This is a genomic window from Hominifimenecus sp. rT4P-3, assembly GCF_051055405.1.
Lineage (GTDB): Bacteria > Bacillota > Clostridia > Lachnospirales > Lachnospiraceae > Pseudolachnospira.
In genome coordinates this window covers 2,037,711-2,063,147 of record NZ_CP167068.1, presented here as the reverse complement: position 1 = coordinate 2,063,147, position 25,437 = coordinate 2,037,711, and the positions used below count along the sequence as shown (strand labels likewise).

Below are 25,437 nucleotides of genomic sequence, written 5' to 3'. Positions count from 1 at the left end.
GCAATGTATGAAAAGTAGATGGAAGGGAAAGCATAACAGTAAAATTTGATGAGGAAAAGGAGGAAACAAGTGGCAGCAATTCATGTAAAAAGTGAGATCCAGCCGTTGAAAAAGGTGCTCTTGCACCGTCCCGGCAAGGAAATCGAAAAGCTGACGCCTTCGACCCTGCATCACCTTCTGTTTGACGATATTCCCTATTTAAAGATTGCCAGAGAAGAGCACGACGCATTTGCAGACCTGCTGAGGGCTCATGGAGTAGAAGTGGTCTACCTGGAAAATTTGATGGCAGAGGTAATTGCAGAAAATGCGGATATTCGGGATAAATTCCTGATGCAATGGATCACAGAGGCAGGGATTTCTACAGAAAAATGGCAGCGCCGGATTTATGACTATATGATGAAGTTTCAGGAGGAACCTTTAGAACTAGTTCAAAAATCCATGGAAGGCTTGATTCTGGGCGAAGTATTCTTTAATAAAAGCGAATCTTTGGTGGATATGATGAGCGAATCTTCCAAGGTTCTGATTGATCCGATGCCAAATTTGTATTTTACCCGTGATCCCTTTGCTTGTATTGGAGACGGAGTTAGTTTGAATCGGATGTATTCCTTTACCCGCGGACGGGAGACGATCTACGGGGAATATATTTTCAAATATCATCCGGATTTTGCGGGAAAGGTAGACCTTTACTACGACCGGTACGCCCCGTTCCACATTGAGGGCGGAGATATTCTGAATTTAAGCGATACTGTGCTGGCGGTAGGAATTTCTCAAAGAACTCAGTCGGATGCGATCGAGCAGTTGGCGAAAAATGTGTTCTCCGATGAACTGGCCACGATCGATACGATTTTAGCTTTTGATATTCCCGATAGTCGTGCTTTTATGCATTTGGATACGGTATTCACTCAGATTGATTATGACAAATTTTCCATTCATCCGGGAATCCTGGGACCGCTGGTGGTATATGAAATTACCAAAGGACATGGCCCGGATGGGTTAAAAGTATCCCGTGTGGAGACGAGTTTGGAACAAATTCTGGAAAAACATCTAAAAATTGACAAGGTAACCTTGATAAAATGCGGCGGAGATGATAGAATTGCCGCAGAACGTGAACAGTGGAACGATGGCTCCAACACGCTTTGCATTGCGCCCGGCGTCGTGGTCGTCTACCAGAGAAACGAGGTAACAAACAATCTCATGCGGGAAGCTGGAATCACGGTACTGGAGATTCCAAGCGCCGAGTTATCGAGGGGACGCGGAGGCCCTCGCTGCATGAGTATGCCTCTGGTAAGAGAATAGAGTAATCGGTTGTCTGGATCAGAAATATGAATAAGGAGATAAGAACATGGCTGTTAATTTGCGCGGAAGAAGTTTTTTGAAAATGCTGGATTTTTCCCCGGCTGAGATTCGCTACCTGCTGGATTTGTCCAAGAACTTTAAGGATATGAAGCGGACGCATACGCCCCACCGGTTGCTGGAAGGGCGGAATATTGTTCTGCTTTTTGAGAAAACCTCCACGAGAACCCGCTGTTCTTTTGAGGTGGCGGGAAGAGATCTTGGTATGGGAGTAACCTATCTGGATCCGGGCAGCTCCCAGATGGGAAATAAAGAGAGTATTGCCGATACGGCGCGTGTACTGGGCCGTATGTTTGATGGAATTGAGTACCGTGGATATAAGCAGGAACTGGTAGAGGAACTGGCGAAGTTTTCCGGGGTCCCTGTTTGGAACGGCTTGACCGATCAGTACCATCCGACCCAGATGCTGGCAGATCTTTTGACGATCGAAGAGAAGCTGGGACGCTTGAAAGGCGTAAAGTTCACCTATATGGGAGATGCCAGAAACAATATGGGAAATTCCCTGATGGTAGCTTGTGCAAAGATGGGACTTCATTTTACGGCTTGCGCTCCGAAAGAGCTGTTTCCGGAGGAGGGCCTGGTTGACGTCTGCAAGAAGCTTGCGGAAGAGAGCGGCGGAAGCGTAACCTTGACCGAGGATGTAGAAGCCGGTACGAAAGGCACCGACGTCATTTATACGGATATCTGGGTATCCATGGGAGAGCCGAAAGAAGTATGGGAAACCAGAATCAAATTGCTGCAAAAATACCAGGTGAATGCAAAGGTGATGGCAAATGCGGCTCAGGACGCGATTTTCATGCACTGCCTGCCTTCCTTCCATGATACGAAGACCAGTATTGGCGCAGATATTTTTGAGAAATTCGGTTTACCGGAGATGGAAGTTACGGACGAAGTATTTGAGTCAAAGCAGTCGGTTGTATTTGATGAGGCGGAAAATCGGATGCATACGATTAAAGCGGTGATGTACGCGACGCTTTGCTAAGGATACCTTGTAACAACATTTTACAAACGCATACGGAAAGACAACGGAGAACAACGGTTGATCTTATAAGTAACGCCGCCTTGGAAATCAAGGCGGCGTTTTGCAGTTGAAATGGCGGCAGGAGATGATGTGCTTATGAAAAATGAAGATATTTTACAAGCGTTCTGATATCGGAGGTGTTACTATATTGCATAGGGGGAAATGCCTATGAAAAAAGAAGTACGGACGGTTGTCTACGATGATGACCTGCGGGTTGAGGCTTACCGCTTGGAAGGGGTCATACAGCCCTTCCCCAATCATTTTCATGAATACTATGTAATCGGATTGATCGAGGGCGGGGTACGAGAATTGTCCTGCAAAAATCAAAAATATACCATCCAAAAGGGAAATATCCTTTTGTTTAACCCTGGCGATAATCATGCCTGCGTTCAGAGCGATGGTAATACGCTAGATTACAGGGGGGTTAATATTACCAAAGAAGTGATGCTGGACTTGGCGGAGGAAATCACAGGCAGGCGAGATTTTCCTGAATTTTCTCGCCATGTGATTTTGGATGAAGAAGCTGCCTGCTATCTGCGTCCGTTACACGACTGGATTATGAAGGGATCCTCCGAGTTCAGAAAGGAAGAGTACCTGCTTTTGCTTCTGTCCATGCTTATCCAGAAATATGGACGATCTTTTGAACCGGGTATCCCATGTCCGGAAGAAATAGAAAAAGCCTGCGTCTTTATGGAGCAGCATTATGGAGAGCGTATTTATTTGGAACAAATTTGTCGTTGTGCTGGTTTGAGCAAGTCGGCTCTGCTGCGGGCGTTTACGAGAGCAAAAGGAGTCACGCCATACGGCTATCTAGAAAATATTCGTATTGGCAAAGCAAAAAAGCTGCTGGAACAGGGCGTTACGCCGATGGAAGCAGCATTGCAGACCGGGTTTTCCGATCAGAGCCATTTTACAAATTATTTTAACCGATTTATCGGGCTTACTCCCGGCGTTTATCGGGACATCTTTTTGGGCAGAGATGAGGCAGAGAAAAAAATATAGAGAGAGTAGAAAGATGAGTTTAGAAAATGAAAAATGCGTCATGGTAATTGATGGGAAGCTTCCATTGGGAATTATTGCAAATACGGCGGCAATTATGGGAATTACGCTGGGAAAGAAGCTGCCGGAAATCGTCGGCCCCGATGTCATCGATCAAAACGGCAATGAGCATCTAGGCATTATTGAATTCCCTGTGCCGATTTTAAGAGGGTCGCCAGAAATAATCGGGGAAATCCGGGAAAAGCTTTATCAACCGGAATTTCAAGATATCACGGTGGTGGACTTTTCGGATCTGGCGCAGGGCTGCAAAACGTATGATGAATTTATAGAAAAGATGGGCCAAATCCCTGCAAGTACCTTACAGTATTTCGGAATTGCAATCTGCGGCGCAAAGAAAAAAGTCAATAAGTTAACCGGAAGTATGCCTTTACTGAACGGTAAGATATAAGATTCCTCTTTCTTTTCCTATCGTGATTCGCGTATATTTCAGACATTATTTTACGGATGATTTTGAAAGAACGGGGAAAACTAGGAAAAACAAGGTGCGGGCATCCGCACGGATGGAGGAAAAATGGAAAATAGAAAACAAAAAGTCAAAGCCATGCGGATGCCTACCGCGTATAGTATTCTGCTTTTGCTGATTTTACTTATTTCTTTATTGACGCACCTTATTTCAGGCGTGAGAGGAGCAACGGTAGCGGAAGTCGTGATGGCAATCCCGGAAGGGTTTCTGGACGCGATTGACGTCTGTCTTTTCATTTTGATACTAGGCGGATTTCTAGGGATGATTGCAAAGACCGGCGCTTTAGATGCAGGAATTGCCACGGTAGTAAGGCGGTTTCAAGGACGAGAAATGGTGCTGATTCCAATTTTAATGCTGCTGTTTTCCTTAGGTGGAACCACCTATGGAATGGCGGAAGAAACCATGGCATTTTATGCTTTAATCACGGCAACAATGATTGCGGCAGGCTTCGATTCCATGGTAGGAGCAGCGACCATACTGGTGGGAGCCGGCGTTGGCGTGTTGGGATCTACCGTGAACCCTTTTGCTGTATCAGCAGCTATTGACGCGCTAAAAAGCTCTGGTAATGGGGTGGAAATAAACCAAGGGCTGGTAATCATGATCGGCGTGATTTTATGGATTACTTCCTTGGTAGCGGGAACTATTTTTGTTATGCGTTATGCAAAGAAAGTAAAATCATCCGGACACTCCATTTTGAGCCGGGCGGAGCAGGAGGCGGCAAAAGAAACTTATGGAGAAGGCAGCGATGGAGCCGGGGAACAGGCGGCAGCCAAACTGCCAAAACGTCAGCGTTTTGTTCTAATCGTCTTTGCCCTTTCCTTTTTGATCATGGTGATTAGCCTGATCCCATGGGAAAGCTTTGGCGTGACTATATTTCAAAATACCGCGCAGCTAACGGGCATTAATTTGGGAGAGTGGTATTTTCAGGAATTGCAAGCCTGGTTCTTACTTTCATCGATCCTGATTGCCTTTGTGGCAAAAGTGCCGGAACGAGAGGCGATCGGAGCCTTTATCTCCGGAGCGGCGGATATGATCGGAGTAGTTTTTGTTATTGCAGTTTCTAGGGGGATTTCGGTCATTATGAGGACGACAGGGTTAGATCTCTACGTCTTAGATCACGCGTCAAGGGCGTTGGCAAATGTTTCCCCCATTCTATTTGCTGTAGGAGGATATTTTATCTATATCGGACTTTCCTTTTTAATCCCATCCACATCGGGATTGGCGGCGGCCTCAATGCCCACCTTTGGTGGTCTAGCTGCTAGTTTGGGCCTATCTCCGGAAGTGATGATTATGATTTTTTGCGCGGCGTCGGGCGTTGTCAATATGGTAACGCCGACCAGCGCGGTCGTTATGGGTGGGCTTTCCATCTGCCGGATTGAATGGCCGACTTGGTTAAAATTCGTTGGAAAACTCTTGGTGGTGTTGATGGCGTTGAATTTGATTATTTTAGCAGCGGCGATGCTATTGGTTTGATATTTTACAGCTGGCTCTCCGGACGTTAACTATGTTCGGAGGGCCAGCTGCGTTTTATGCCCTGTCAGTTTGTTGCTGGAGCTTCATTTGGTATGATTGATTTTTATTGCTGAAGCATTTGGCTATTCAGCTGTTGACGGCCCGGTAGGTCCTTGGGGAATGGTTAAATTAAGCACAAAATTTGGTGCAGTGCCTGTAATTGTAGCGGTAGCTTGAGTGCCAGGAGCGCCTGTTGTGACCGTGCCAATTGATAAGCGGGGAGATGCACCGGCAGAACCGGTAGGACCGGAAGGTCCGGTAGAGCCAGCAGGCCCGGTGGGACCAGTAGGACCAGCAGGGCCGGTAGGACCGGTAGCACCAGCAGAACCGGTAGGACCAGCAGGGCCAGTGGGACCAGAAGGGCCGGTAGGTCCGGTAGCACCAGCAGGGCCAGTAGGACCGGAAGGCCCGGTAGGACCGGTAGCACCAGCAGGACCGGAAGGACCAGTGGGACCGGTAGGACCAGCAGAACCGGTAGGACCAGCAGAACCAGTAGGACCAGCAGGGCCAGTAGGACCGGAAGGCCCGGTAGGACCGGTAGCACCAGCAGGACCGGAAGGACCAGTGGGACCGGTAGGACCAGCAGAACCGGTAGGACCAGCAGGGCCAGTGGGACCGGAAGGGCCGGTAGGACCGGTAGCACCGTCTAATCCGTCAACGCCAGCAGGGCCGGTAGGACCGGAAGGGCCAGTAGGACCAGCAGGGCCAGTAGAACCGGTGGGACCAGCAGGGCCAGTGGGGCCGGAAGGGCCAGTGGGACCGGAAGGACCAGTGGGACCAGAAGGGCCGGTAGGACCAGAAGGGCCAGTAGGACCGGAAGGCCCGGTAGGACCAGAAGGACCAGTGGGACCAGAAGGGCCGGTAGGACCAGAAGGGCCAGTAGGACCAGAAGGGCCGGTAGGACCAGAAGGGCCAGTGGGACCAGAAGGGCCAGTGGGACCGGAAGGGCCAGTGGGACCAGAAGGGCCGGTAGGACCAGAAGGGCCAGTGGGACCAGAAGGGCCAGTGGGACCAGTAGGACCGGTAGGGCCAGTAGCTCCACCACCTGGCCCAGTGGGGCCAGTAGGACCAGTAGGGCCAGTAGGTCCGGTGGGGCCTCGTCTTCCGCGGGGCCTCGGGCAGTCACAGGATTCTTGGCATCCTCGTACAGACGCAAATTCCTGGGCAGTCAGCTCCTTTTTATTTCTTTTTCGAAAGAACATCGTATTTCTCCTTTAAAATTGCTAGTTTTGAAGGTACCTTCTCCTTCCAGAATATGTTTCTATCGGATCGTTGGTGTTTGTAAACCTGTGTGGCTTTTGAAAGATGGTTTCCGTGAGCAGCCTAGTCATACCTCGTCAGCTTGTTGTGAGGTATTTGTCTTGTTTTGGAGTTTCTCTTCACATAACTGAAGCTGGCGGAGAGGAATTTCTTGATAGCATTCTGGCGCTAAAAATCCTCCTTTTTGACTGCATGGCTCTGCAAGCAGCGCTTGACGGTACCACCAGGCAGCGATTTCATAACGGAAATGATCGATAAAGTATTGCCCTAAATCACAGCAGATTTCTCCGCGAGGAGTGTCATAAGCAAAACTTTTTAACAAGGCTTCGGCACGCTCGTCTTCCCGTCCTAGGGCATGGTAACATCCGGCGAGAATGCGGCAAGCTTCTATTTTATTTTCAACCCAACCGTCTGGATGGTCCAAAAAATTTAAAAATTCCTCGATTGCTTCTGTATAACGCCCAAAATAGTATAATTCTCTTGCATAATAAAATTGGTCGCGGGGGCAAAACGGGACCTGCTCCCGCTTCATTTCCTCATAGATTTTCAGATTCCGGTCTGTATAAATAGAAGCTTCCTTTCTGTGTTGAATCGCGATATCGCTGTAGAGAAGCTTCCCATCGGGGGAAACCGCTTCATGGACCCGACCGGCAAATTGATATCCAGCATGATTTTTCCAAATGCGTTCCCGGTAAAAGGAACAGGTCGGTTTGCCGGAATCGTTAAATCCCATCTCATATTTCAGCATAACCATATCAATATCCGGAGTCAGCTGTTCTTTTAACTGCAAAAGCTTGAAACGATTTTCCGGCGTGATCACGTCGTCGGCGTCCAGCCAAAAGCAGTACTCCATAGTAGCCTTTGAGAGAGAAAAATTGCGGGCTGCGGAAAAGTCATTTTTCCAAGGGAAATCAAAGATTTTTGAGGTATAGCGTCTGGCAATTTCTCTGGTTTGATCTTTGGAACCAGTATCGACAAGAATGATTTCATCGACAGCGTTTCCCACGCTTTCCAGACAGCGCCCCAATACATCTTCCTCATTTTTTACGATCATACACAAACTAATAGTGGCCATGGAATTCCCTCATATGTGATTTACTTTATTTTATTTCTTTCGGGCGAATTGGTTCTGGAAATGAAAAAACAGAAGATTCGTTGCTTGCATTTTATTTCTTTTGAATGTATAATTATACTAAATTAGCGTATAAATTTTTTCTCGCTTTTAGGCGGGGACGGAGTGAAAAGTAGGAGGCAGCATGACTTCCAAGGAAAAGAAAGACGGTAGAGATGCGAACAGCATGAAAATGACGCGGCGAGAAGCGATCTTAAAGCTAATTGCCAGTGAGAAAATAGCGACACAAAATGATCTTTCCAAACGTCTGGAAGAGGAAGGCTTTCAGGTGACGCAAGCGACGATTTCCAGGGATATTCGGGAACTTCGTCTCGTAAAGACGGCTAATAGCAACGGCGGTTATCACTATGAAGTGGGAAAACCTTCGGAGAAATACCATGCGCCGCACAAATTTTATTCGATTTATCAGGCGGCGGTCCGAGATGTGGACTTTGCTCAAAATCTGGTTGTCATTCACAGCGACGTCGGTATGGCTCAGGCGGTTTGCGCTACCATGGACGCGATGGAGTGGCCGGGGGTTCTGGGAACTTTGGCTGGAGACGATACGGTTTTGGTGATTACGAGGGATAAGACCTGCGCGGAGGAATTGGTGCAGACGTTAAGAGAAATCCAAAACGGAAAGTAAACGATTGGCTGGAGGCGGGAGAAAATGGCCGCCTGGCGCGGGAAAATCGAAGGGGAGGAACACCTACATGAAACTTGGATTTGTTGGGACAGGGATTATCAGCAGCGCGCTGGTGACTGGATTTTGTGAAAGCTGCTCTGAGGTGTCTGTGATCGTGACGCCCCGGTCAAAGGAGAAAGCAGAGGCGTTAAAAGAACGATATCCAAGTCAGGTACGGATCGCAAGGAACAATCAGCAGGTCGTGGACGAGTCAGATTGGATTTTTTTGGCCGTACTCCCCCAGCAGGCGATGAACGTATTACGGGAACTTCATTTTACCCCGGAGAAAAAATTGATCAGTCTGGTTCCTACTTTGGATTTCGCGGAGGCAGAAAAGCTGACGGGTCCTTTGGCTGTTTTTGTGGACGTCGTGCCTCTTCCCTTTGCTGCGAAGCGGATTGGGCCGGTGGTTCTGTGTCCTCCCGTGCAGGAGGCAAAAGAGCTGCTTTCCGTTTTAGGGACCGTGGTAGAAGCCGAGACGCCGGAACAAATGTCGATTTTTCGTACCTCAACCGCGCTGATGAGTCCATATTATATGCTTTTGGCAAAAGTAGTAGATTGGTGCCGGGAAAAGGGATTGCGGGAAGATCAGGCAAGAACTTACCTGACTTCTTATTGGGGCGCTTTATGTCAGATGGCGGAGGCATTTCCAGGGACATTGGAAGAACTGGCAGGGGAGATGACGCCGGGGGGATTGAACTGGCAGGCATTAAATTACCTGGAAGAAAAAGGCGCTTTGGACGAATGGCAGGCGGCTTTGGACCCGGTTTTGGAACGGGTCAGGAGAAAATAGAGATGGAAGAGCAAGAGCGGATCGTCAATGGGTATTGTCGTACCTGGAATCAAAATCGCATGGTAATCTGCGAGTGCTGGACGGATGAGGAAGGTACCCATTGGGAAACCGACTGTGATTATCCGAACTGCGTGCATAGCGGAAGCTGTGAAGTGATGAAGAGGGCAGTTGATTTGGAGCAGTGAGTGGTGCTGCCTTAAAAAACAGCCATGACGAACGAATATATTTGGGAAAAGAAAAAGCATCCTTTGGGAAAGCATGCCTGTTTTGGCAGTACTTTCATCAAAGGATGCTTTTTTTATTTCAAAAATCCATTTACAATCTGCGCTTCGGCTTCTTCCTCCGTCAATCCAAGAGTCATCAGCTTGATGATCTGTTCGCCGGCGATTTTTCCGATGGCGGCCTCATGAATGAGAGCGGCGTCCGGATTATTGGCCGTGATTTCCGGGATGGAGCTGACTTTCGCGTGTCCCATGATGATGGAGTCGCATTCGGTATGGCCCGCGCATTTGGCATTTCCAAAAATCTTCGCGATGAAAGTCTGGGTGGAATCGTCCTTGGCTACCGAACGAGAGAGGATATTGGCGCTGGAACCATCGCCGTTTAAATGAGCGATGATCTCACTGACAGCATCTTGCGTACCGTGGGTCAGCAGGCGTTCTTTGATCACCAGCTTCGCGTCCGCGGCAAGATCAATACTGGTATTCCGTTTGGTGGAATCCACCCCTTTGATCTGTACCATTTCCATTTCCATGCAGCTGCCTTCTGCCAGATGAACTTCCGTGGTGGGATTCATGATCCGTTCTCCACGTCCATCGCCGCTTCCATAGTGCTTTTCTACGTATTTCACTTTCGAATTTTTTTCCACAAAAAAGCGATGGATACCGTCGTGCTGGGATGCCGCGTCACCTCCGTTATGGATGCCGCATCCAGCTACGATGGTGACGTCGCAGTCCTCGCCGATGTAAAAATCATTGTATACCAGATCGGTCAATCCGCTTTGGCTGAGCACGACGGGGATATGGACGCTTTCTTTTTTCGTATGAGGTTTGATATGAATATCAATGCCGCTGCCATCCTCTTTGGATACAATTTCAATATGGGCAGTATTGTGGCGGGAGGCCAATTGGCCGTTGGCGCGAATGTTAAAGGCTCCTTCCGGTACCTCATGCAGCCCTGCAATTTCTTCCAAAAGGCGCAGCTGAATTTCGTCGATTCCCTGCATTTATTTACCCTCCTGATAATACTTGCATGCGTCTACGGCGGAAGCGGTCCCTAAAATCTCAGGAAGCACCTGATCTTTGGGGCCTTCCTTGGTGATACGGCCGTCTGCGATTACGACGATGCGGTCAGCGATATTTAAGATGCGTTCCTGGTGGGAGATAATCATGATGGACCCTTGCGTCTGCTCACGCATCTTTTCAAAAACTTGAATCAGGTTCTGAAAACTCCACAGGTCGATGCCGGCTTCCGGTTCATCAAAGACCGACAGTTTGCTGGAACGGGCCAGTACGGTGGCGATTTCGATTCTTTTTAACTCGCCGCCGGAAAGGCTGGAATTGATTTCTCGGTTGATATAGTCTTTGGCGCAGAGGCCGACTTCCGACAGATATTCACAGGCATCGGCAGGCGTCAGTTTCTTATTGGCGGCCAGCCGGATCAGGTCTAACACTTGAACGCCTTTAAAACGTACCGGCTGCTGGAAGGCAAAACTGATGCCCATATTGGCGCGGTCCGTAATACTTTTTTCCGTAATGTCCTCTCCGTTAAAATAAATGCGGCCGGAGGTTGGTTTTTCAATACCGGCGATCAGCCGGGCCAGCGTAGATTTTCCTCCTCCGTTGGGGCCGGTAATGACCAGAAACTGGTTGTCCTCAATGGTGAGACTCACGTTCTGGATGATGCCAATTTCTCCCTTTTCCGCCGGCACGTCAAAGGAAATATTTTCTAGCGTAAGCAATGGTAATCCTCCTTGTAAGTTTGGAACGGCTGTCCGTCCGAAATAAAAAGTGCTATACTGCGCCTGGAGATAAAATCCCCTAAGTTCACAGTATAGCACAGGTGAGACGCATGGGGCAAGGTTTTCCCAGCGTTATTTGCTTTTTTTCGTTATGAGAGAAAATACTTATTTCTTGTAAAGGACGCGGATGGAATTCAAAACGCAAAGCATGGCGACGCCGCTGTCGGCAAATACGGCCATCCACATAGAAGCTTTTCCCGTCAGTCCGAGAATCATAACCAGAATCTTGACGATCAGTGCAAAAACCACGTTTTGAATGGAAATCTGATTGGTCGTCCTTGCGATTTTCAGCGCCTGCGGGATCGCGCTTAACCGGGAAGTCATAAATACGGCGTCTGCTGCTTCAATCGCAGCATCTGCCCCGCTTCCCATGGCCGCGCCTACATCAGCTCCAGCTAAAACCGGGGCGTCATTGATGCCGTCTCCGACAAACATGACTGGGCCATAGGTATTTCGCACTTCTTGCAAAGCAGAGAGCTTTTCATCTGGCAGAAGGCGGGCCCGGTAATGATCCACGCCGATTTGCGCGGCCACCTGGGAGGCGCCTTCTTCTGTGTCGCCGGTTAGCATGACGGTTTTCAGTCCTTGCGCTTTTAACTGAGAAATCGCAGAGACCGAGTCCTCTTTTAACTGATCAAAGATCAAGAGTCGCCCGATATATACCCCATCTTTGGCGACCAGGACCTCGCTGCCGGCGGGAACTGGTAGATTGGGATAGGAGATGTTGTTTCTATCCAGCAGGCGGCGATTTCCGCAGAGCACTTCGGAACCGTCTAAAATTGCTTGGATGCCCTCACCGGCAATTTCTTTCAGGTCTTTTGCCGGAAGATCCGAGATTTCTCTGGCGGAAGCGGCGTCGCGGATACTCTGGCCAATGGGATGGGTGGATGAAATTTCACAGGAAGAAGCCAGTTGCAGTAACGCTTCTTCGGAGAAATCACCGGCCGGCTCCAGAGACCGCAGCGCAAAGGTTCCCTCGGTGATGGTGCCGGTTTTGTCCATGACAATGGCTTTTACTTTTTTCATGGCTTCCAGGGACAGGCCGCCTTTAAACAAAATTCCACGTTTGGAACCAGCGCCGATGCCGGAGAAAAATGCCAGCGGGACGCTGAGAACCAGAGCGCAGGGGCAGCTGATGACCAGGAAGGTTAAAGCGGTGTAGACCCAGTAATTCCAGTTTCCTGTAAAAAGAGAAGGGATTACCGCGGTGCCAAGAGCCAGAAGCAGCACAATCGGTGTGTAAATCCTGGCAAATCGAGTGATAAAACGTTCCATCTGGGGTTTTCCGGCCGCCGCATTTTCGACGGATTCCAAGATACGGCTGACCATGGACTCTTCCAGCGGCTTTTCCACGCGAAGCTTCAAAAGCCCGGAAGTATTGACACAGCCGGAGAGAACCGAGGAACCTACGGTCACTGGGACTGGCACCGGTTCGCCGGTCAGCGGCGAGGTATCCAGCCGGCTTTCCCCTTCGATGATAACGCCGTCTAATGGAATCCTGTCGCCAGGGCGGACCAGAAGAATATCGCCTGCAAATGCAATTTCCGCGGGAATGGTCTCTGTACGGCCATTTTCGATACGCTGAACCGTTTCAGGGCGGAGATCCGCGGCCTCCATAATTTGTTTTCGGCTGCGCTCTACGGCGCGGTCCTCAAAGTATTCTCCGATTCGGTAGAAGAGCATGACGCCGACGGCTTCCCCGAAATCGCGGATGGCAAAAGCGCCTAAAGTGGCGACGCTCATAAGGAAATTTTCGTCAAAAATTTTCCCTCGCAATAAATTTTTCCCCGCTGTTTTTAAAATAGGCGCGCCGAGAATCAGATAGGCGGCCAAAAAAGCAGCAAATGAGAGCGTTGGAATGGATTCGGTCAGCTCTCCCGCCAAAAATAAAACAGCACCGCTGATGATAGCAGTTAAGGGATGGGTTAATATCTGCTGGAAAGAAACCGATTGTTGGCTGTGAGGATGGTTATGTTCGGATTCATCCGTGGTGTGAGGGGAAGCTTGCGTTTCCTCCGCGTGTAGATGTCCATGTTCACAGCCACAACTGCAGCCGGAGTGTTCATGCTCATGGCATTCATGATGATGGTGTCCGTCGTGCTCATGGTGGTCGTGTCCGTCATGTTCGTGTTCTTGATGTTCGTGATTTCTATGGTCATGAGCTCCGATGGAAGATGGCGCTTTTCTGTCTTTGGTGATCACCACGCCAGGCTCCACAGCGTCCGCTACAGCCTGAATTTCCGGCAGAATCGCATCGGGGTCCTCGGCAGTGATGCGGAGCTGCTTGGTGGCAAAGGTCAGAATCGCTTCCTGGACTTCTGGCATCTGATTGATTTTACGCTCGATTTTGGCCGCGCAGTTGGCACAGTCGATGTTATGGATATAATAAACTTTTTTTGTGAACGGGTTCCCGGATGAGCTGTTCGGGCGTCGGTCCTGTTTTTCGGCGATGATAACGCCGGGTTCCACAGCCTCCGCGATTGCTTGGATTTGAGAAAGAAGGGCATCGGGATCTTCGGCTGTAATACGAAGCTGCTTTGTAGCAAAGGTCAGGATTGCTTCCTGGACTTCCGGGAGCTGGTTGATTTTATGCTCGATTTTTGCGGCGCAATTAGCGCAATCGATATGGTGGATATCATAGATTTTCTTTTTCATAGAAGTTCACCTCTTGTGAATATGAATATATGAATCACTGTTCATATGATAATATATCAACTCGGTTTTGTCAAGGATTTTCTGGAAAAAATATTACTTTTTGTTGATCGAATATTCTTTGCCTGGAGAGTAGATATCCTTCCTTTAGTGGGTGAAACCCCTTCTTTTCCGGTACTTCTGCAAGCCTGGTGGGAAATATTCCCTAAATAAATTGCATAAAAGTGGTAGATATGGTATGATTACTTGAGAATAGGACAGTTCTTTGAAGTTTGCCCTATGGTTTAGAACAAAGAAAGTCTCACCTGTTTCGGTGAGGAAGGGGAGTACACATGAAGAAATGGTCTCGATGCTTGCTATTTTTATGCGTCGGATTGCTGGTTATCAGTAGTACGCTGGTATATGCGGAACCATCCCCGGATCCGCTTCGGACAGTGACTGGAGAAAAGGCAGACCCGCCGGAAGTAGATTCGCCGACGGCAATTCTTATTGATAAAAAGACCGGGGTGATTCTTTATCAGAAGGATGCGAATTCTGCCTATTATCCAGCTAGTATCACAAAAGTAATGACGGCGCTGTTGACCCTTGAGAATTGTTCCATGGACGAGACGGTGAAATTTTCTTACCGGGCGACCCATGAGCTGGAGGAGGGAGCGACCCATATTGCCAGGACCGAAGATGAAGAGATGAGCGTGAAGGACTGCCTGTACGCGCTTCTTATCGCGTCGGCCAATGAAGTGGCCCAAGCTCTGGCAGAACACATCTCAGGAACCATCGAGGAGTTCGGCGTGAAGATGACGGAGCGGGCGAAGGAGCTGGGGTGCACCAATACGAATTTTAGAAATCCGTCGGGATTGAATGATTCGGAACATTACACAACGGCTCATGATATGGCGATTATCATGAAAAAGGCATTGGAAACGCCGGGATTCCTGGAAATTGATTCCACTACGGTCTATGAAATTCCTCCCACCAACAAACATGCGGAGAGCACTTGGGTAGCGACAAAACATCCTCTTTTAAAAGGCGGTGATTCACCCTATGAATACGCAGTGGCGGGGAAAAATGGGTATACGCAGATCGCGGGGAACTCTTTAGTGACCTATGCGAAAAAAGAGGATGCAGAGTTGATCTGCGTCGTTATGAAAAGTAAAAAGGGAGAACGTACGAAGGATACAAAGAACTTATTCGAGTATGGTTTTCGGAATTTCACCTGGCATTCTATGGCGGATGATGTGAAAACGCGTTTAGACGAGAAAAAAACTTTGACGGCCGACGGCAGGCAGGTAGAATACACCGTGCCGGAAGAGACGGCTTGGATTGTGCTTCCCAATACGGTTAAACTGGAAAATCTGACGGCTGAGATTGAACAAGCCGAGGGAGCAGAAGGCTTCTCTGGCCGTGTCGTCTACCGTATCAATGGAGAGGAAGCAGGGAGTATTCCATTTACCGGCGCGGCTCCGGAACCGGTTACCCAGTCTGCTTCAGAAACCGAGACCACGGGGCAGCAGAACGAGCAATCCGAAGAAGGATTTTCTTGGAAGAAGCTTCTGATATGGGGCGGGATTGGACTGGCGGTTCTCGTGGTGCTGGCCGCTTTGTTCTTTGTGGTATATAACTGGAATCAGCTTAGACATCGGAGAAGATCTAGAAATCGTTATAAAATGAAACGGCGCAGACGGCGGCGTTGGTAAAAGTAAAACAGGCTTCTTTTTCCAAACTCAGAGGAGATGGAAAAAGGGGCCTATTTTTTTGTCCTTTTATAGGAGAAAATATATAGGCGGTGGATTATTAAAAAGATAAAAGATATATATTATACACATAACAAAAATTATGTTAATATAGCGACAAACAGAGAGTAAAGGAAAAATATAAGGAAAAATGTCAACAGGATAAGGATGATGAGAAAGAATAGTAGTTATGACGTAGTAGTAGTGGGAGGCGGAGTGGCAGGAGTCGCGGCAGCGATAGGCGCTTCCCAGGCAGGGGCAAAAACGATTTTGTTAGAGCGAAGTCCTTACTTTGGCGGAGAAGGGACCCATGCAGGAGTCAATAGCTTGGGAGGCTTTTATACCAGGGGAGAGGAGCCAATCTTGGTAACCGGCGGCGTGGGAACGATGGTCCGGGAAGAATTGGCGCGGTTGGGGCACCCAAGCGACACGGTTATTTCCCAAGCAGGGAATCATGTATTGACTTTTGACCCGGAATACATGAAACTGGCTTTAGATCGTGTGATGCGGCAATCGGAATCCGATTTCCTTCTGCATTGTCAGGTGATAGGAGCCACAAGCAGAGATGGAATCTTGACCGGGGTGGAATGCGTGGACGATGAAGGGCGTTTTTTTCTGGAGGGCGGCAGTTTCGTGGATACCAGCGGAAATTCCCTGTTGGCTCATCTGACCGGCGCGTCTGTTTTCATCGGTGATGAAGATGGAAAGCGGCAGGTAGCTACGATGGCCATGAGAATATCCGGCGTCTCTCCAGACGTAGAGGTGACGCGGCAGTCCGTGACAAACGCGGTACAGTTGGGAAAGAAAGCGGGGATTCCCCATTTGGCAAAGGAGACAGGCGGGATCATGCGCCGAGGGCGGGAGGACATAGTGGTTCTGCTGATCCCCAGTTTTTCCCACACCGATCTAGGGTGTCAGGTTTTGACAGAGATCGAATTATCGGCTAGGGAACAAGCCAGATATTATGTCACTGCCCTGCAAAGATTCCACCCTGGGATGGAGCGGATTCATCTCATTGAGACGGGTCCTTCCATCGGTATTCGGGAAGGAAGAAGGACAGTAGGAGAGGAGGTCTTAACAGGAGAAGACGTATGGGGCTTAAAAAAAATTGAGAAGGCGGCGGCAAGAGGCGCATGGTCTCCGGAGATACACCGAAGTACGCAGGTATTGGATTCTTATGAAAAACTTCCCGACGGCGGATGGTTTCATATCCCTGTGGGAGCTTTGAAAGCCCGTGATATATGCAATTTATGGTGTGGGGGACGAACCATTTCTGCGGATTTTATCGCTTATGCTGCGATTCGTGTGATGGGATGTGGTTTCGCTACGGGGCATGCCGCCGGCGTAGCCGCCGCCTTATCGAAAGAAAACGAAGTTTTTTCGGTTGCATGTATGCAGCGAGAATTGCTCCGTCAAGGCGCTATTATATAGTAAAAAGGAGGGAATACGTTTGGGAAAATATATAGGAAAGCGTTTGCTTATGATGATTCCGGTAATGTTGGGCGTAATCGTCATTGTATTTATTATCATGCAAATGACGCCGGGAGATCCGGCCCGGCAGATTCTCGGAGACAATGCCTCGGTAGAAGAAGTAGAGGCCTTAAGAGAAGAAATGGGACTTAACGATCCGCTCGTGGTTCAATGCTTCAATTATATTAAAAATTTGGTCCTTCATGGAGATTTCGGTACTTCTTACCGAACCAATCTTCCAGTAATTTCTGATATTTTAGTACGCTTCCCTACGACGATGAACCTTACCTTCGCGGGAATCCTTTTCGCCATTGTTTTGGGAATTCCTTTGGGAATCGCTTCCGCGTTGAAAAAGGGATCGATTTTGGATGAAGTATGTTCTGTCGTGGGAATGGTGGGCATTTCCATGCCGAATTTCTGGATTGGACTATTGTTAGCACAGTTGTTTGCCTTGAAGCTCGGATGGCTTCCGGCGACCGGATGGTATGGACCTCAGTATTGGATCTTGCCCGCGATTACGGTGGGAATCAATGGAGCGGCGATCATTATGAGAACAACTCGTTCCAGCATGTTGGAGGTAATCCGCCAGGATTATATTCGGACGGCCAGGGCAAAGGGCGTTTATGAAAAAGTGGTTATCACGAAACACGCGCTGAAAAATGCGATGATTCCGATTATTACGGCCATCGGGCTTCGGATCGGCGTCCAGCTGGGAGGCGCCATGGTAGTAGAAACGGTGTTTTCTATTCCCGGATTGGGAAAATATCTGGTAGACTCCATTTCCTATCGAGACTATCCAGCAGTGAGAGGCGGCGTATTGTTTATCGCGATTGTGTTTTCTCTGGTAAATTTATGCGTGGATATTATATACGCCTTTGTGGATCCGAGAATTAAGTCTCAATACGGGGGAGCGAACCGGAAGAAGAAGTTGATTGCAGAACTGGGAGAGGAGGATCCGGCATGAAAGCAGCAGAAGCAAAGTCCGAAAATTTTGTAAAAAAGAAGAGTCTTTGGAGCGATGCCTGGGAACGTTTGAAAAGAAATCGTTTAGCCATGTTTGGCCTCTTTATCGTGTTATTTGCCATTTTACTAGCAGCTTTTGCAGATCAGATCGCGCCCTACCACTATGATTTTCAAAATTATTCCGACGCGCTCCAGGGGCCTAGCAAGGCGCACTGGTTTGGCACGGACAATTTCGGGCGGGATATTCTGAGCAGGGTGATTTATGGGGCAAGAGCGTCTCTTTTTGTAGGAGCGTTGGCAGTTATGATTTCCGCTATCGTGGGAGGCGTTTTGGGCACGGTGGCCGGATATTACGGAGGGATTGTCGACAATGTGATCATGCGCTTTATCGATATCCTTTTGGCGATACCGGCGACCCTCTTAGCCATTGCCATCGCGGCGACTCTGGGCTCCGGCATTGTCAATACCACCATCGCCATCGGTATCTCCAATATCGGGCGTTTTACCAGGACGACGCGGGCCGCGGTTTTGTCTGTAAGGGGCGAGGAATACATCGAAGCGGCGAGAGCGGTGGATGCCAGCGACGCCCGGATCATGTTGAAGTACGTGTTCCCCAATTCGTTTGCTCCCATGCTGATTCAGTTTACTTTGAACATTTCCACCAGCATTCTATCTGCGGCAGGCCTTAGCTTTATCGGGCTTGGAATCCAGCCGCCGAGCCCGGAATGGGGGGCCATGCTTTCCGCGGGGCGGGCGTATATCCGTGACTATTGGCATTTGACCGTATTTCCTGGTCTGGCTATCATGTTGACCGTTTATGGCTTTAATCTGCTGGGGGACGGGCTGCGGGACGCTTTGGATCCCAGACTGAAAGATTAGGAGGCAGCTGATATGGCAGAACATAGAGATGAAGTATTAAAGATCGAGGATTTGTCCATTCAATATATTACAAAGGAACGTACCGTCCATGCGGTAAATGATGTCAGTCTCTCTTTAAAGCGGGGCGAGACCATGGGATTGGTAGGGGAGACTGGAGCAGGAAAAACCACCATTGCTCTGGGAATTCTTCAACTGATTCCGGATCCGCCGGGAAAAATCATGGGAGGAAAGATTTTCTTTGAGGGCGATAATCTGCTGGAGAAAAAACTCTCCGATATGCAAAAGATCAGAGGAAATAAAATTTCTATGATTTTCCAGGACCCCATGACGGCTTTAAACCCCATCGAATACATCGGAGACCAAATCGCAGAGTCCATCGCTCTTCATAAGGATGTGTCAAAAAAAGAGGCGCAGCGTTTGGCCGCCAATACCTTGGAAAAGGTGGGAATTCCGAGAGAACGGTATTTTGAATACCCCCATCAGTTCTCCGGGGGAATGAAGCAGCGGATCGTAATCGCCATCGCCCTGGCCTGCAATCCGGAACTGTTGATTGCGGACGAACCTACCACGGCTCTGGATGTTACGATCCAGGCTCAGGTACTGGATATGATGAACGATTTAAAGCGGGAATTGGGAACGGCTATGCTGCTGATTACCCATGATCTAGGCGTTGTGGCAGAGATGTGCGATCGGGTTTCCATCATCTATGCTGGAGAGATTGTGGAGACAGGAACGGTAGCCCATATCTTCAATGAATACATGCATCCCTATACGGAGGGCTTGTTTGCGTCCCTTCCCCGTTTGGCGGGAAAGGAAAAACGGCTGAAGGCCATCCGTGGATTGATGCCGGATCCCGCAGACCTTCCCAAAGGGTGTAAATTTGCTCCACGCTGTCCCTACGCAAAAGAAGCGTGTTCTAGGCAGGAGATTTCCCTGAAAGAGGTGTCCCAAGGGCATTTTTATCGATGTCTATTTGGAGAAGAAGTAGCGGAAAAACGGGAAGCGGACAGGAAAAAAATGGGACGGTAAGAACAGCCAAGGAGGGAAAATAGTGTCTACCATATTAGAAGTGAAAGATTTAAAAAAATATTTTAAAACCTCTCGAGGAACCCTTCATGCTGTAGATGGACTTTCCTTTTCCATTGAAGCCGGCCAGACCTTGGGCGTGGTAGGAGAGTCGGGGTGTGGAAAATCCACCTTGGGGAGAGTAATTCTTCACCTATTGGATAGTACAGGGGGCCAGATCTTTTTTGAGGGAAAAGATATCACCCATGTGGGCAGGCGGGAGTTAAGCGAGCTCCGGAAAGAAATGCAGATCATCTTCCAGGATCCGTTTTCTTCCTTGAATCCCCGTATGTCGATCAGCGAAGCGATTGCAGAGCCTTTAAAAATTTCGGGAAATTATGGAAAACAGCAGATTGAAAAAAAGGTTTTGGAATTGATGGATACAGTGGGTCTGGCCAGGCGGCTGATGAATTCATATCCCCATGAGCTCGATGGAGGAAGGCGGCAGCGGATCGGAATTGCCAGGGCGTTGGCTCTGCAGCCCAAGTTTATCGTATGCGACGAGCCGGTCTCCGCCCTGGATGTGTCGATTCAGGCCCAGATCTTGAATCTGATGCTGGATCTGCAGGATGAATATGGACTTACATATATATTCATTACCCATGACATGTCGGTAGTAAAGTACATCTCTCATCGAATCTGCGTGATGTATTTGGGCCAGATGGTGGAGCACTGCGAATCGGAAACATTGTTTGAACGGCCGCTCCATCCTTATACAAAAGCGTTGCTGTCGGCGATTCCGATTCCGGATTTATTCCATGAGAAGAAAAGGATTCTGCTGGAGGGAGAACTTTCTTCCCCGATTAATCCGAAGCCAGGATGCCGATTCGCTCCCAGATGCCCGTATGCGAAAGATATTTGCCGGCGGGAAGTTCCAAAGCTGCGGGAGATCGAAAAAAATCATTGGACAGCTTGTCATTGCTGCGAGGCAATTAATCAAAAATAAAAAATAGGAGAGTGAAAAATGAAAAAGAGAGTATTAGCTGTAGGGCTGTGTATTGCAATGCTGCTTTCCGGTTGTTCCGGCGGAAGCACGGGCACTTCGCCCGAAGGTAAGGAAACCACTGGCGCCGCTTCCAGTAAAGCGGGCAAGACTTCTTTGGTCATGTCTACTTCCGCGGGGGAGCCGGCTAACCTGCATCCCTACAATACGTCGAATCTGGGAGTAAAAAATGCAGTCTGCGGGACTATTTTTGAAACCTTAGTCCGGATTGGAATGGATGGTTCCACCTTAGAGCCGTGTCTTGCGGAAAGTTGGGAGTATGGCGACGACAATCTGTCGTTGACATTCCACCTGCGGAAGGGGGTTCATTTCCACGACGGTGAGGAGATGAAGGCCAGCGATGTGGTCTTTACGATGGGCGTGTGGGGAGAATCGTCCAAAATCAAGGCTACCGTGAGCGCCATTGACTTCGCAAACGTAAAGGCCGAAGACGACTATACGGTCTATGTTCCCCTGAAAGTAGCGGATTCTGGCCTGCTGGCTAATTTGGCGGATATGCAGAATATGTGCGTTATCGTGGGAGAAAAGTCTTGGAACGACCTGGGAGAAGAATTCCAGAACCGTCCGGTAGGAACCGGTCCCTACAAATTTAAAGAGTGGATGCAGGGCGATCGGATTGAACTGGAGCGGTTTGATGATTATTGGGAGGGAACTCCTGCCTTGGAGACGGTAACGATCCGTTATATCAATGAGCTTTCCCAGGCGATGATCGAATTGGAGACCGGCGGGGTAGACGCGGTCATGGAGAGTAACAGCGCGGATGTCCAGCGGGTGCAAAACGGAGAGACCCAGGGATTAAAAGTAATTAGCTCAGAGGGTACCAGCCTCCGTGCCAACAATTTGAACTTTAACCATAATTCTACCTATATGAGCAATGTCTTAGTCCGGAAGGCGATTGCCTGCGCGATTGATAAGAATGCTATCTGCAATATTATTTGGCCCATCGAGGGAAATACCAACGTGTCTGTGCTGACCAAAGATACGTGGGGATATAACGCGGCTTTGGAAGAGGATCCTTATGCGTATGATCTGGAAAGAGCAAAACAGTATATGGCGGAGGCTGGATATGAGCAGGGCTTTACGGTCAAGCTTTTGACGGATTCCCGTTCCTATCATACCCAGACGGCGGAAGCAGTCCAAAACATGCTGAGCCAGATTAACATTAAGGTAGAAATCGAGACGTTGGAACTGGCGGCTCAGAAGGACCAGTATTTGTTAAAAGGGGAAGGGTATGATATGTATTTGCTGGATTTGGTGTTCAGCAATATGGATCCCCTCTATGGTTTGTACCGCAGCTCCCACCCTCAATTTTCTGTACCAAACAGCAGCCAATACACCTATTATACAGGTGATCACGCGCAGGAATATGGAGCTTTACTTGACAAGATTATGGTAGAGTTTGATGAAACGAAAAAGCAGGAATTGACTTATGAACTGCAGGATTTGTTCCTGGAAGATATGATCTGGGTTTCCATCTGCAGTAAAGAACCCTTGGCTCTCGCGGTGGAAGGACTTCAGGGAACCTGCATCAGAGGAAACGGACAGTTAGCGATCGATTATCAAACTCATTTCGAGTAATCGGAAAGGAAAGCGTAATACCTATGGCTATGAAAATAGCTTGGACAGAGAGCGGAGCGGTAGAGGGAATTGAAGCGTCGAATCAACAGATTACCGTATTTCGTGGAATCCCTTTTGCCGCTCCTCCGGTAGGCAGACTGCGTTGGCGAGAGCCTCTTCCTCCGGAATCATGGAGTGGAGTACGGGAATGTCATCATTTTGCCCCGGCTGCCATGCAAAAAGAAGATACAGGAGCGTCCGCCATAGTGGCGCGGGAATTCTATTTAAAGGATTTAAAGAAGAGCGAGGACTGTCTGTATTTAAATATTTGGACGCCGGCGGAATCGGAGGAGGAAAAGCTTCCGGTGGCGGTCTATATCCATGGCGGAGGTTTTGCCAAAGGATTTAGTTATAATAACGCTTACGACGGGGAGGGCTTTGCAAAAAGAGGAATCGTTGTGGTGACGATTACCTATCGCACAAATATTTTTGGATTTTTCACTCACCCGGAATTGACAAGGGAAGGGGGAACATCCGGAAATTACGGCCTGAAAGACCAGGTCGCCGCCCTCTCCTGGGTGAAGCGGAATATTTCCAGTTTCGGTGGAGATCCGGAACGTGTTACCGTGTTTGGCCAATCTGCGGGAGCCGCGAGCATCAGCTATCTGTTAGCGGCTCCCTCCGCCGGAGGCCTGTTTCAGCGGGCAATTATGCAGTCCGGCGGCGGTATGAAGCCGCCGGTAAACCAGTGGGGACGGAATCTGAGCGAGGGAGAGCGGCTGGGAGAAATGTTTTTCCAGTTTATGGGCATTCATTCCTTAGAGGAAGGAAGAGACACGTCGGCGGAAGTCCTTTTGGATGGCTTTTGGGAATATATCAAACGTCCTTTGGCGGAAGGCGAGCCGGATGGAATTGGCGGGTTCATGCGTTTTGCTCCGGTGATCGACGGTTCCTTTTTAGCAGAAAGCCCGATGGACGCATGCAGGAAAGGGCACTATCCAAAGCTGGATTATATGCTGGGTTCTACCTCCGGGGAATGGAAGGCGCTGACCTATCTAAATTTAGCGTGGGGAGAGAATGAGATCCGCCTCGGCAGAAAAAACAGTTACCTCTACTACTTTGATAAAATTCCTCCCGGTGCAAAAAAGGCAGGACATTCTTCGGAACACCATTATGTGTTCCAGACCTTGCTCCGTTCTGGACGGCATTATACCGGCGTGGATTTTGATTTGTCCAATGAGCTGGCGGATCGTTGGGCAGCTTTCATAAAGGAAGGAACTCCCAATTATCCAGGGGGGGAGACGTGGACGCCGTACACGAAGGAACATCCAGAACTTTTTTGGATTCAGGATACCTGCCATATGAGGCCCTGGGAGAAAACCGAGGAGTCGGAAGAGAAAATTCAGGCTCTCTTGGCAGGACGGGTTGCCTTTGGCGGTTTCCGATAGGAGCAGAGAATGAAAAAAGAGAACGGTTGGAAAGCCTGGGTTTTTTATGGTTCCCTTGGAGGCTTACTTCTCCTGTGTTGGGGAAAGGCAAATTCTTATTTGCCAGGCGGCGGCGACGTGATGGCGCTGGCGCTTTTGCTGTTTGCCGTCGTCAACTGGGCCTTGGAAAGCGTTCCGATCGGGGTGACGGCTCTGCTTGTGGTTCTCTGCGCTCCGCTTACCGGTCTTGTGGAGTTTGAGGAAGCGATAGCGGCAAGCTTTGGAAATACGATTTTTGCTTTTTTCTTAGGAGTGCTTCTTTTGTCTTCAGCCTTTAGCCAGACGAATGTAGGGGCGTGGATTTCCATGAAAATCTTTCGTTTGTTTGGGACAAAAGCCGTATTTCTTTTGCTGGGAATTCTTATGACCGGATGCCTCCTGGCTATGTGGGTGACAGAAGTAGCGGCAGCCGCCATTGTTTTCCCTATTGTCATGTCTCTCTTGGAAGGGCAGAAAGAGAGAGAGGATTACCCGCTTTTGGGAAAGGCGATGACTTTGGCGGTGGCATGGGGCTGCGCGATCGGAGGAGTGGCTACCCCCATTGCTACAGGGGCAAATTTGATCGCTGTATCCTATTTAAAGGAACATTGCGGAATTACAATTGATTTCTTTTCCTGGATGTCCATCGGAATTCCCATCAGCCTGACTTTGTTAGGAGCTGGTTGGGGAATTCTATCCTGGGGCGTCCGTGGCTGCCGTCCATTGTCTTGGGAGGAGAAAAAGATTTCTCTGGGAAAGAAAGAACGCTGCCTGTTAGCTATTTTCGGCGCGGCTATTTTCTTGTGGATTTTTGGGGAAAAGTTGGGACTGGAAAGCCATTATGTCGCCTTGTTGGCGGGAATGGCGCTTTTTCTCCCGAAGATACAGATCCTTTCTTGGAAAAAGGCAATTTCTTCGATTAGCTGGGATTCTGTGATTTTGATCTGCGCGGGAGTTCTTTTAGGAGACATCCTATATCGTTATGGGACGGCTGAGACCATCGCAAAGCTATTTTTCTCCAAGGATTTGCTGGCCAAGGGACTCTTTCTTTCCAGTGCCTATATTGTGGCGGCGGTTTCTCTGCTGAAGATGCTTTTCAGCAGCAATACGGTCAGTGGAATTATCCTTGTGCCGATCATGATTTCCTTGGCGGAGCAGACGGGCCAGGCCCCTTGGGCCTTGGTAGCTCCCTGCATTTTTTCATCCGCGCTGGCCTTCCTTTTGATCACCAGCAGCCCGGTCAATGTAATTCCCTATTCCGCCAGGTTGTTTACGCAAAAGGATATGCTGAAATATGGAAGCGTCATGACATTGGTATCCGCGGTGATCATTGGCTTTTGGCTCATGATATTTCAAGTTGGGTAACATCTGTGGA

At 49.0% G+C, this 25,437-nt stretch carries 22 protein-coding genes; 18 read left to right on the top strand and 4 right to left on the bottom strand.

All coding sequences use genetic code 11. The features are described from left to right. The first annotated feature begins 69 nt into the window (after nt 1-69). The 6 genes from arcA (at nt 70) to ACCC71_RS09570 (ending at nt 6,626) form a co-directional block, all read left to right on the top strand. Nucleotides 70-1,296, top strand: a complete 1,227-nt coding sequence (gene arcA, locus ACCC71_RS09595) for an arginine deiminase (protein ID WP_434309408.1) — start codon at nt 70-72, stop codon at nt 1,294-1,296. A 46-nt stretch (nt 1,297-1,342) separates the two neighbouring features. Continuing rightward, nucleotides 1,343-2,335, top strand: coding sequence for an ornithine carbamoyltransferase (gene argF, locus ACCC71_RS09590; protein WP_434309407.1), 993 nt, complete (start codon nt 1,343-1,345; stop codon nt 2,333-2,335). A 207-nt stretch (nt 2,336-2,542) separates the two neighbouring features. Next, nucleotides 2,543-3,376, top strand: a complete 834-nt coding sequence (locus tag ACCC71_RS09585; RefSeq protein ID WP_434309406.1) for a helix-turn-helix domain-containing protein — start codon at nt 2,543-2,545, stop codon at nt 3,374-3,376. Between the two features lie 13 nt (nt 3,377-3,389). Then, nucleotides 3,390-3,821, top strand: a complete 432-nt coding sequence (locus ACCC71_RS09580) for a DUF2000 domain-containing protein (RefSeq protein ID WP_434309405.1) — start codon at nt 3,390-3,392, stop codon at nt 3,819-3,821. A gap of 123 nt (nt 3,822-3,944) precedes the next feature. Further along, complete coding sequence (locus tag ACCC71_RS09575; protein ID WP_434309404.1) at nt 3,945-5,369, top strand: YfcC family protein; 1,425 nt, start codon at nt 3,945-3,947, stop codon at nt 5,367-5,369. A gap of 234 nt (nt 5,370-5,603) precedes the next feature. Beyond that, nucleotides 5,604-6,626, top strand: coding sequence for a hypothetical protein (locus ACCC71_RS09570; protein ID WP_434309403.1), 1,023 nt, complete (start codon nt 5,604-5,606; stop codon nt 6,624-6,626). 109 nt (nt 6,627-6,735) lie between these two features. Here the strand turns inward: ACCC71_RS09570 and ACCC71_RS09565 are convergent, their stop codons facing one another. Further along, on the bottom strand, nt 6,736-7,743 hold the full coding sequence (locus ACCC71_RS09565) for a glycosyltransferase (RefSeq protein ID WP_434309402.1): 1,008 nt from the start codon (nt 7,741-7,743) through the stop codon (nt 6,736-6,738). 181 nt (nt 7,744-7,924) lie between these two features. Between ACCC71_RS09565 and argR the strand changes: the two genes are divergently transcribed. The 3 genes from argR to ACCC71_RS09550 all read left to right on the top strand — a co-directional run bounded on the left by argR (nt 7,925) and on the right by ACCC71_RS09550 (nt 9,442). Then, nucleotides 7,925-8,425 carry an arginine repressor gene (gene argR / locus ACCC71_RS09560; RefSeq protein ID WP_434309401.1) on the top strand — a complete coding sequence of 167 codons (501 nt, stop codon included), beginning with the start codon at nt 7,925-7,927 and terminating at the stop codon, nt 8,423-8,425. 67 nt (nt 8,426-8,492) lie between these two features. Then, entirely contained in the window at nt 8,493-9,257 is a 765-nt protein-coding gene (locus tag ACCC71_RS09555) for an NAD(P)-binding domain-containing protein (RefSeq protein WP_434309400.1), read from the top strand. 2 nt (nt 9,258-9,259) lie between these two features. Next, complete coding sequence (locus tag ACCC71_RS09550) at nt 9,260-9,442, top strand: hypothetical protein (RefSeq protein ID WP_434309399.1); 183 nt, start codon at nt 9,260-9,262, stop codon at nt 9,440-9,442. 113 nt (nt 9,443-9,555) lie between these two features. Here the strand turns inward: ACCC71_RS09550 and ACCC71_RS09545 are convergent, their stop codons facing one another. The 3 genes from ACCC71_RS09545 to ACCC71_RS09535 all read right to left on the bottom strand — a co-directional run bounded on the left by ACCC71_RS09545 (nt 9,556) and on the right by ACCC71_RS09535 (nt 13,932). Next, complete coding sequence (locus ACCC71_RS09545) at nt 9,556-10,482, bottom strand: SufB/SufD family protein (protein ID WP_434309398.1); 927 nt, start codon at nt 10,480-10,482, stop codon at nt 9,556-9,558. Continuing rightward, the gene (locus ACCC71_RS09540; RefSeq protein ID WP_434309397.1) at nt 10,483-11,217 is read right to left on the bottom strand and encodes an ABC transporter ATP-binding protein; all 735 of its coding nucleotides are present in this window, start codon (nt 11,215-11,217) and stop codon (nt 10,483-10,485) included. It abuts the gene before it with no gap. Nucleotides 11,218-11,382: 165 nt separating this feature from the next. Continuing rightward, complete coding sequence (locus ACCC71_RS09535; RefSeq protein ID WP_434309396.1) at nt 11,383-13,932, bottom strand: heavy metal translocating P-type ATPase; 2,550 nt, start codon at nt 13,930-13,932, stop codon at nt 11,383-11,385. A gap of 329 nt (nt 13,933-14,261) precedes the next feature. Here ACCC71_RS09535 and ACCC71_RS09530 point away from each other — a divergent pair, with 329 nt between their 5' ends. The 9 genes from ACCC71_RS09530 (at nt 14,262) to ACCC71_RS09490 (ending at nt 25,427) form a co-directional block, all read left to right on the top strand. Beyond that, nucleotides 14,262-15,623 (top strand): D-alanyl-D-alanine carboxypeptidase family protein, encoded by a 1,362-nt coding sequence (locus ACCC71_RS09530; protein ID WP_434309395.1) that lies wholly within the window; start codon nt 14,262-14,264, stop codon nt 15,621-15,623. Nucleotides 15,624-15,830: 207 nt separating this feature from the next. Beyond that, nucleotides 15,831-17,090, top strand: a complete 1,260-nt coding sequence (locus ACCC71_RS09525; RefSeq protein WP_434309394.1) for an FAD-dependent oxidoreductase — start codon at nt 15,831-15,833, stop codon at nt 17,088-17,090. A 19-nt stretch (nt 17,091-17,109) separates the two neighbouring features. Beyond that, the gene (locus ACCC71_RS09520; RefSeq protein WP_434309393.1) at nt 17,110-18,093 is read left to right on the top strand and encodes an ABC transporter permease; all 984 of its coding nucleotides are present in this window, start codon (nt 17,110-17,112) and stop codon (nt 18,091-18,093) included. Then, nucleotides 18,090-18,971 carry an ABC transporter permease gene (locus ACCC71_RS09515; protein ID WP_434309392.1) on the top strand — a complete coding sequence of 294 codons (882 nt, stop codon included), beginning with the start codon at nt 18,090-18,092 and terminating at the stop codon, nt 18,969-18,971. The genes ACCC71_RS09520 and ACCC71_RS09515 overlap by 4 nt, the downstream gene beginning before the upstream one ends. 12 nt (nt 18,972-18,983) lie before the next feature. Further along, nucleotides 18,984-20,000, top strand: coding sequence for an ABC transporter ATP-binding protein (locus tag ACCC71_RS09510; RefSeq protein ID WP_434309391.1), 1,017 nt, complete (start codon nt 18,984-18,986; stop codon nt 19,998-20,000). 22 nt (nt 20,001-20,022) lie between these two features. Continuing rightward, a complete protein-coding gene (locus ACCC71_RS09505) occupies nt 20,023-20,982 on the top strand; it encodes an ABC transporter ATP-binding protein (RefSeq protein ID WP_434309390.1) in 960 nt (319 codons plus the stop codon). Nucleotides 20,983-21,000: 18 nt separating this feature from the next. After that, a complete protein-coding gene (locus tag ACCC71_RS09500; RefSeq protein ID WP_434309389.1) occupies nt 21,001-22,617 on the top strand; it encodes an ABC transporter substrate-binding protein in 1,617 nt (538 codons plus the stop codon). 23 nt (nt 22,618-22,640) lie between these two features. After that, a complete protein-coding gene (locus ACCC71_RS09495; protein WP_434309388.1) occupies nt 22,641-24,044 on the top strand; it encodes a carboxylesterase/lipase family protein in 1,404 nt (467 codons plus the stop codon). Between the two features lie 9 nt (nt 24,045-24,053). Further along, nucleotides 24,054-25,427: an SLC13 family permease gene (locus ACCC71_RS09490; RefSeq protein WP_434309387.1), complete on the top strand. Its 1,374-nt coding sequence runs from the start codon at nt 24,054-24,056 to the stop codon at nt 25,425-25,427. The last annotated feature ends 10 nt before the right edge of the window (nt 25,428-25,437 follow it).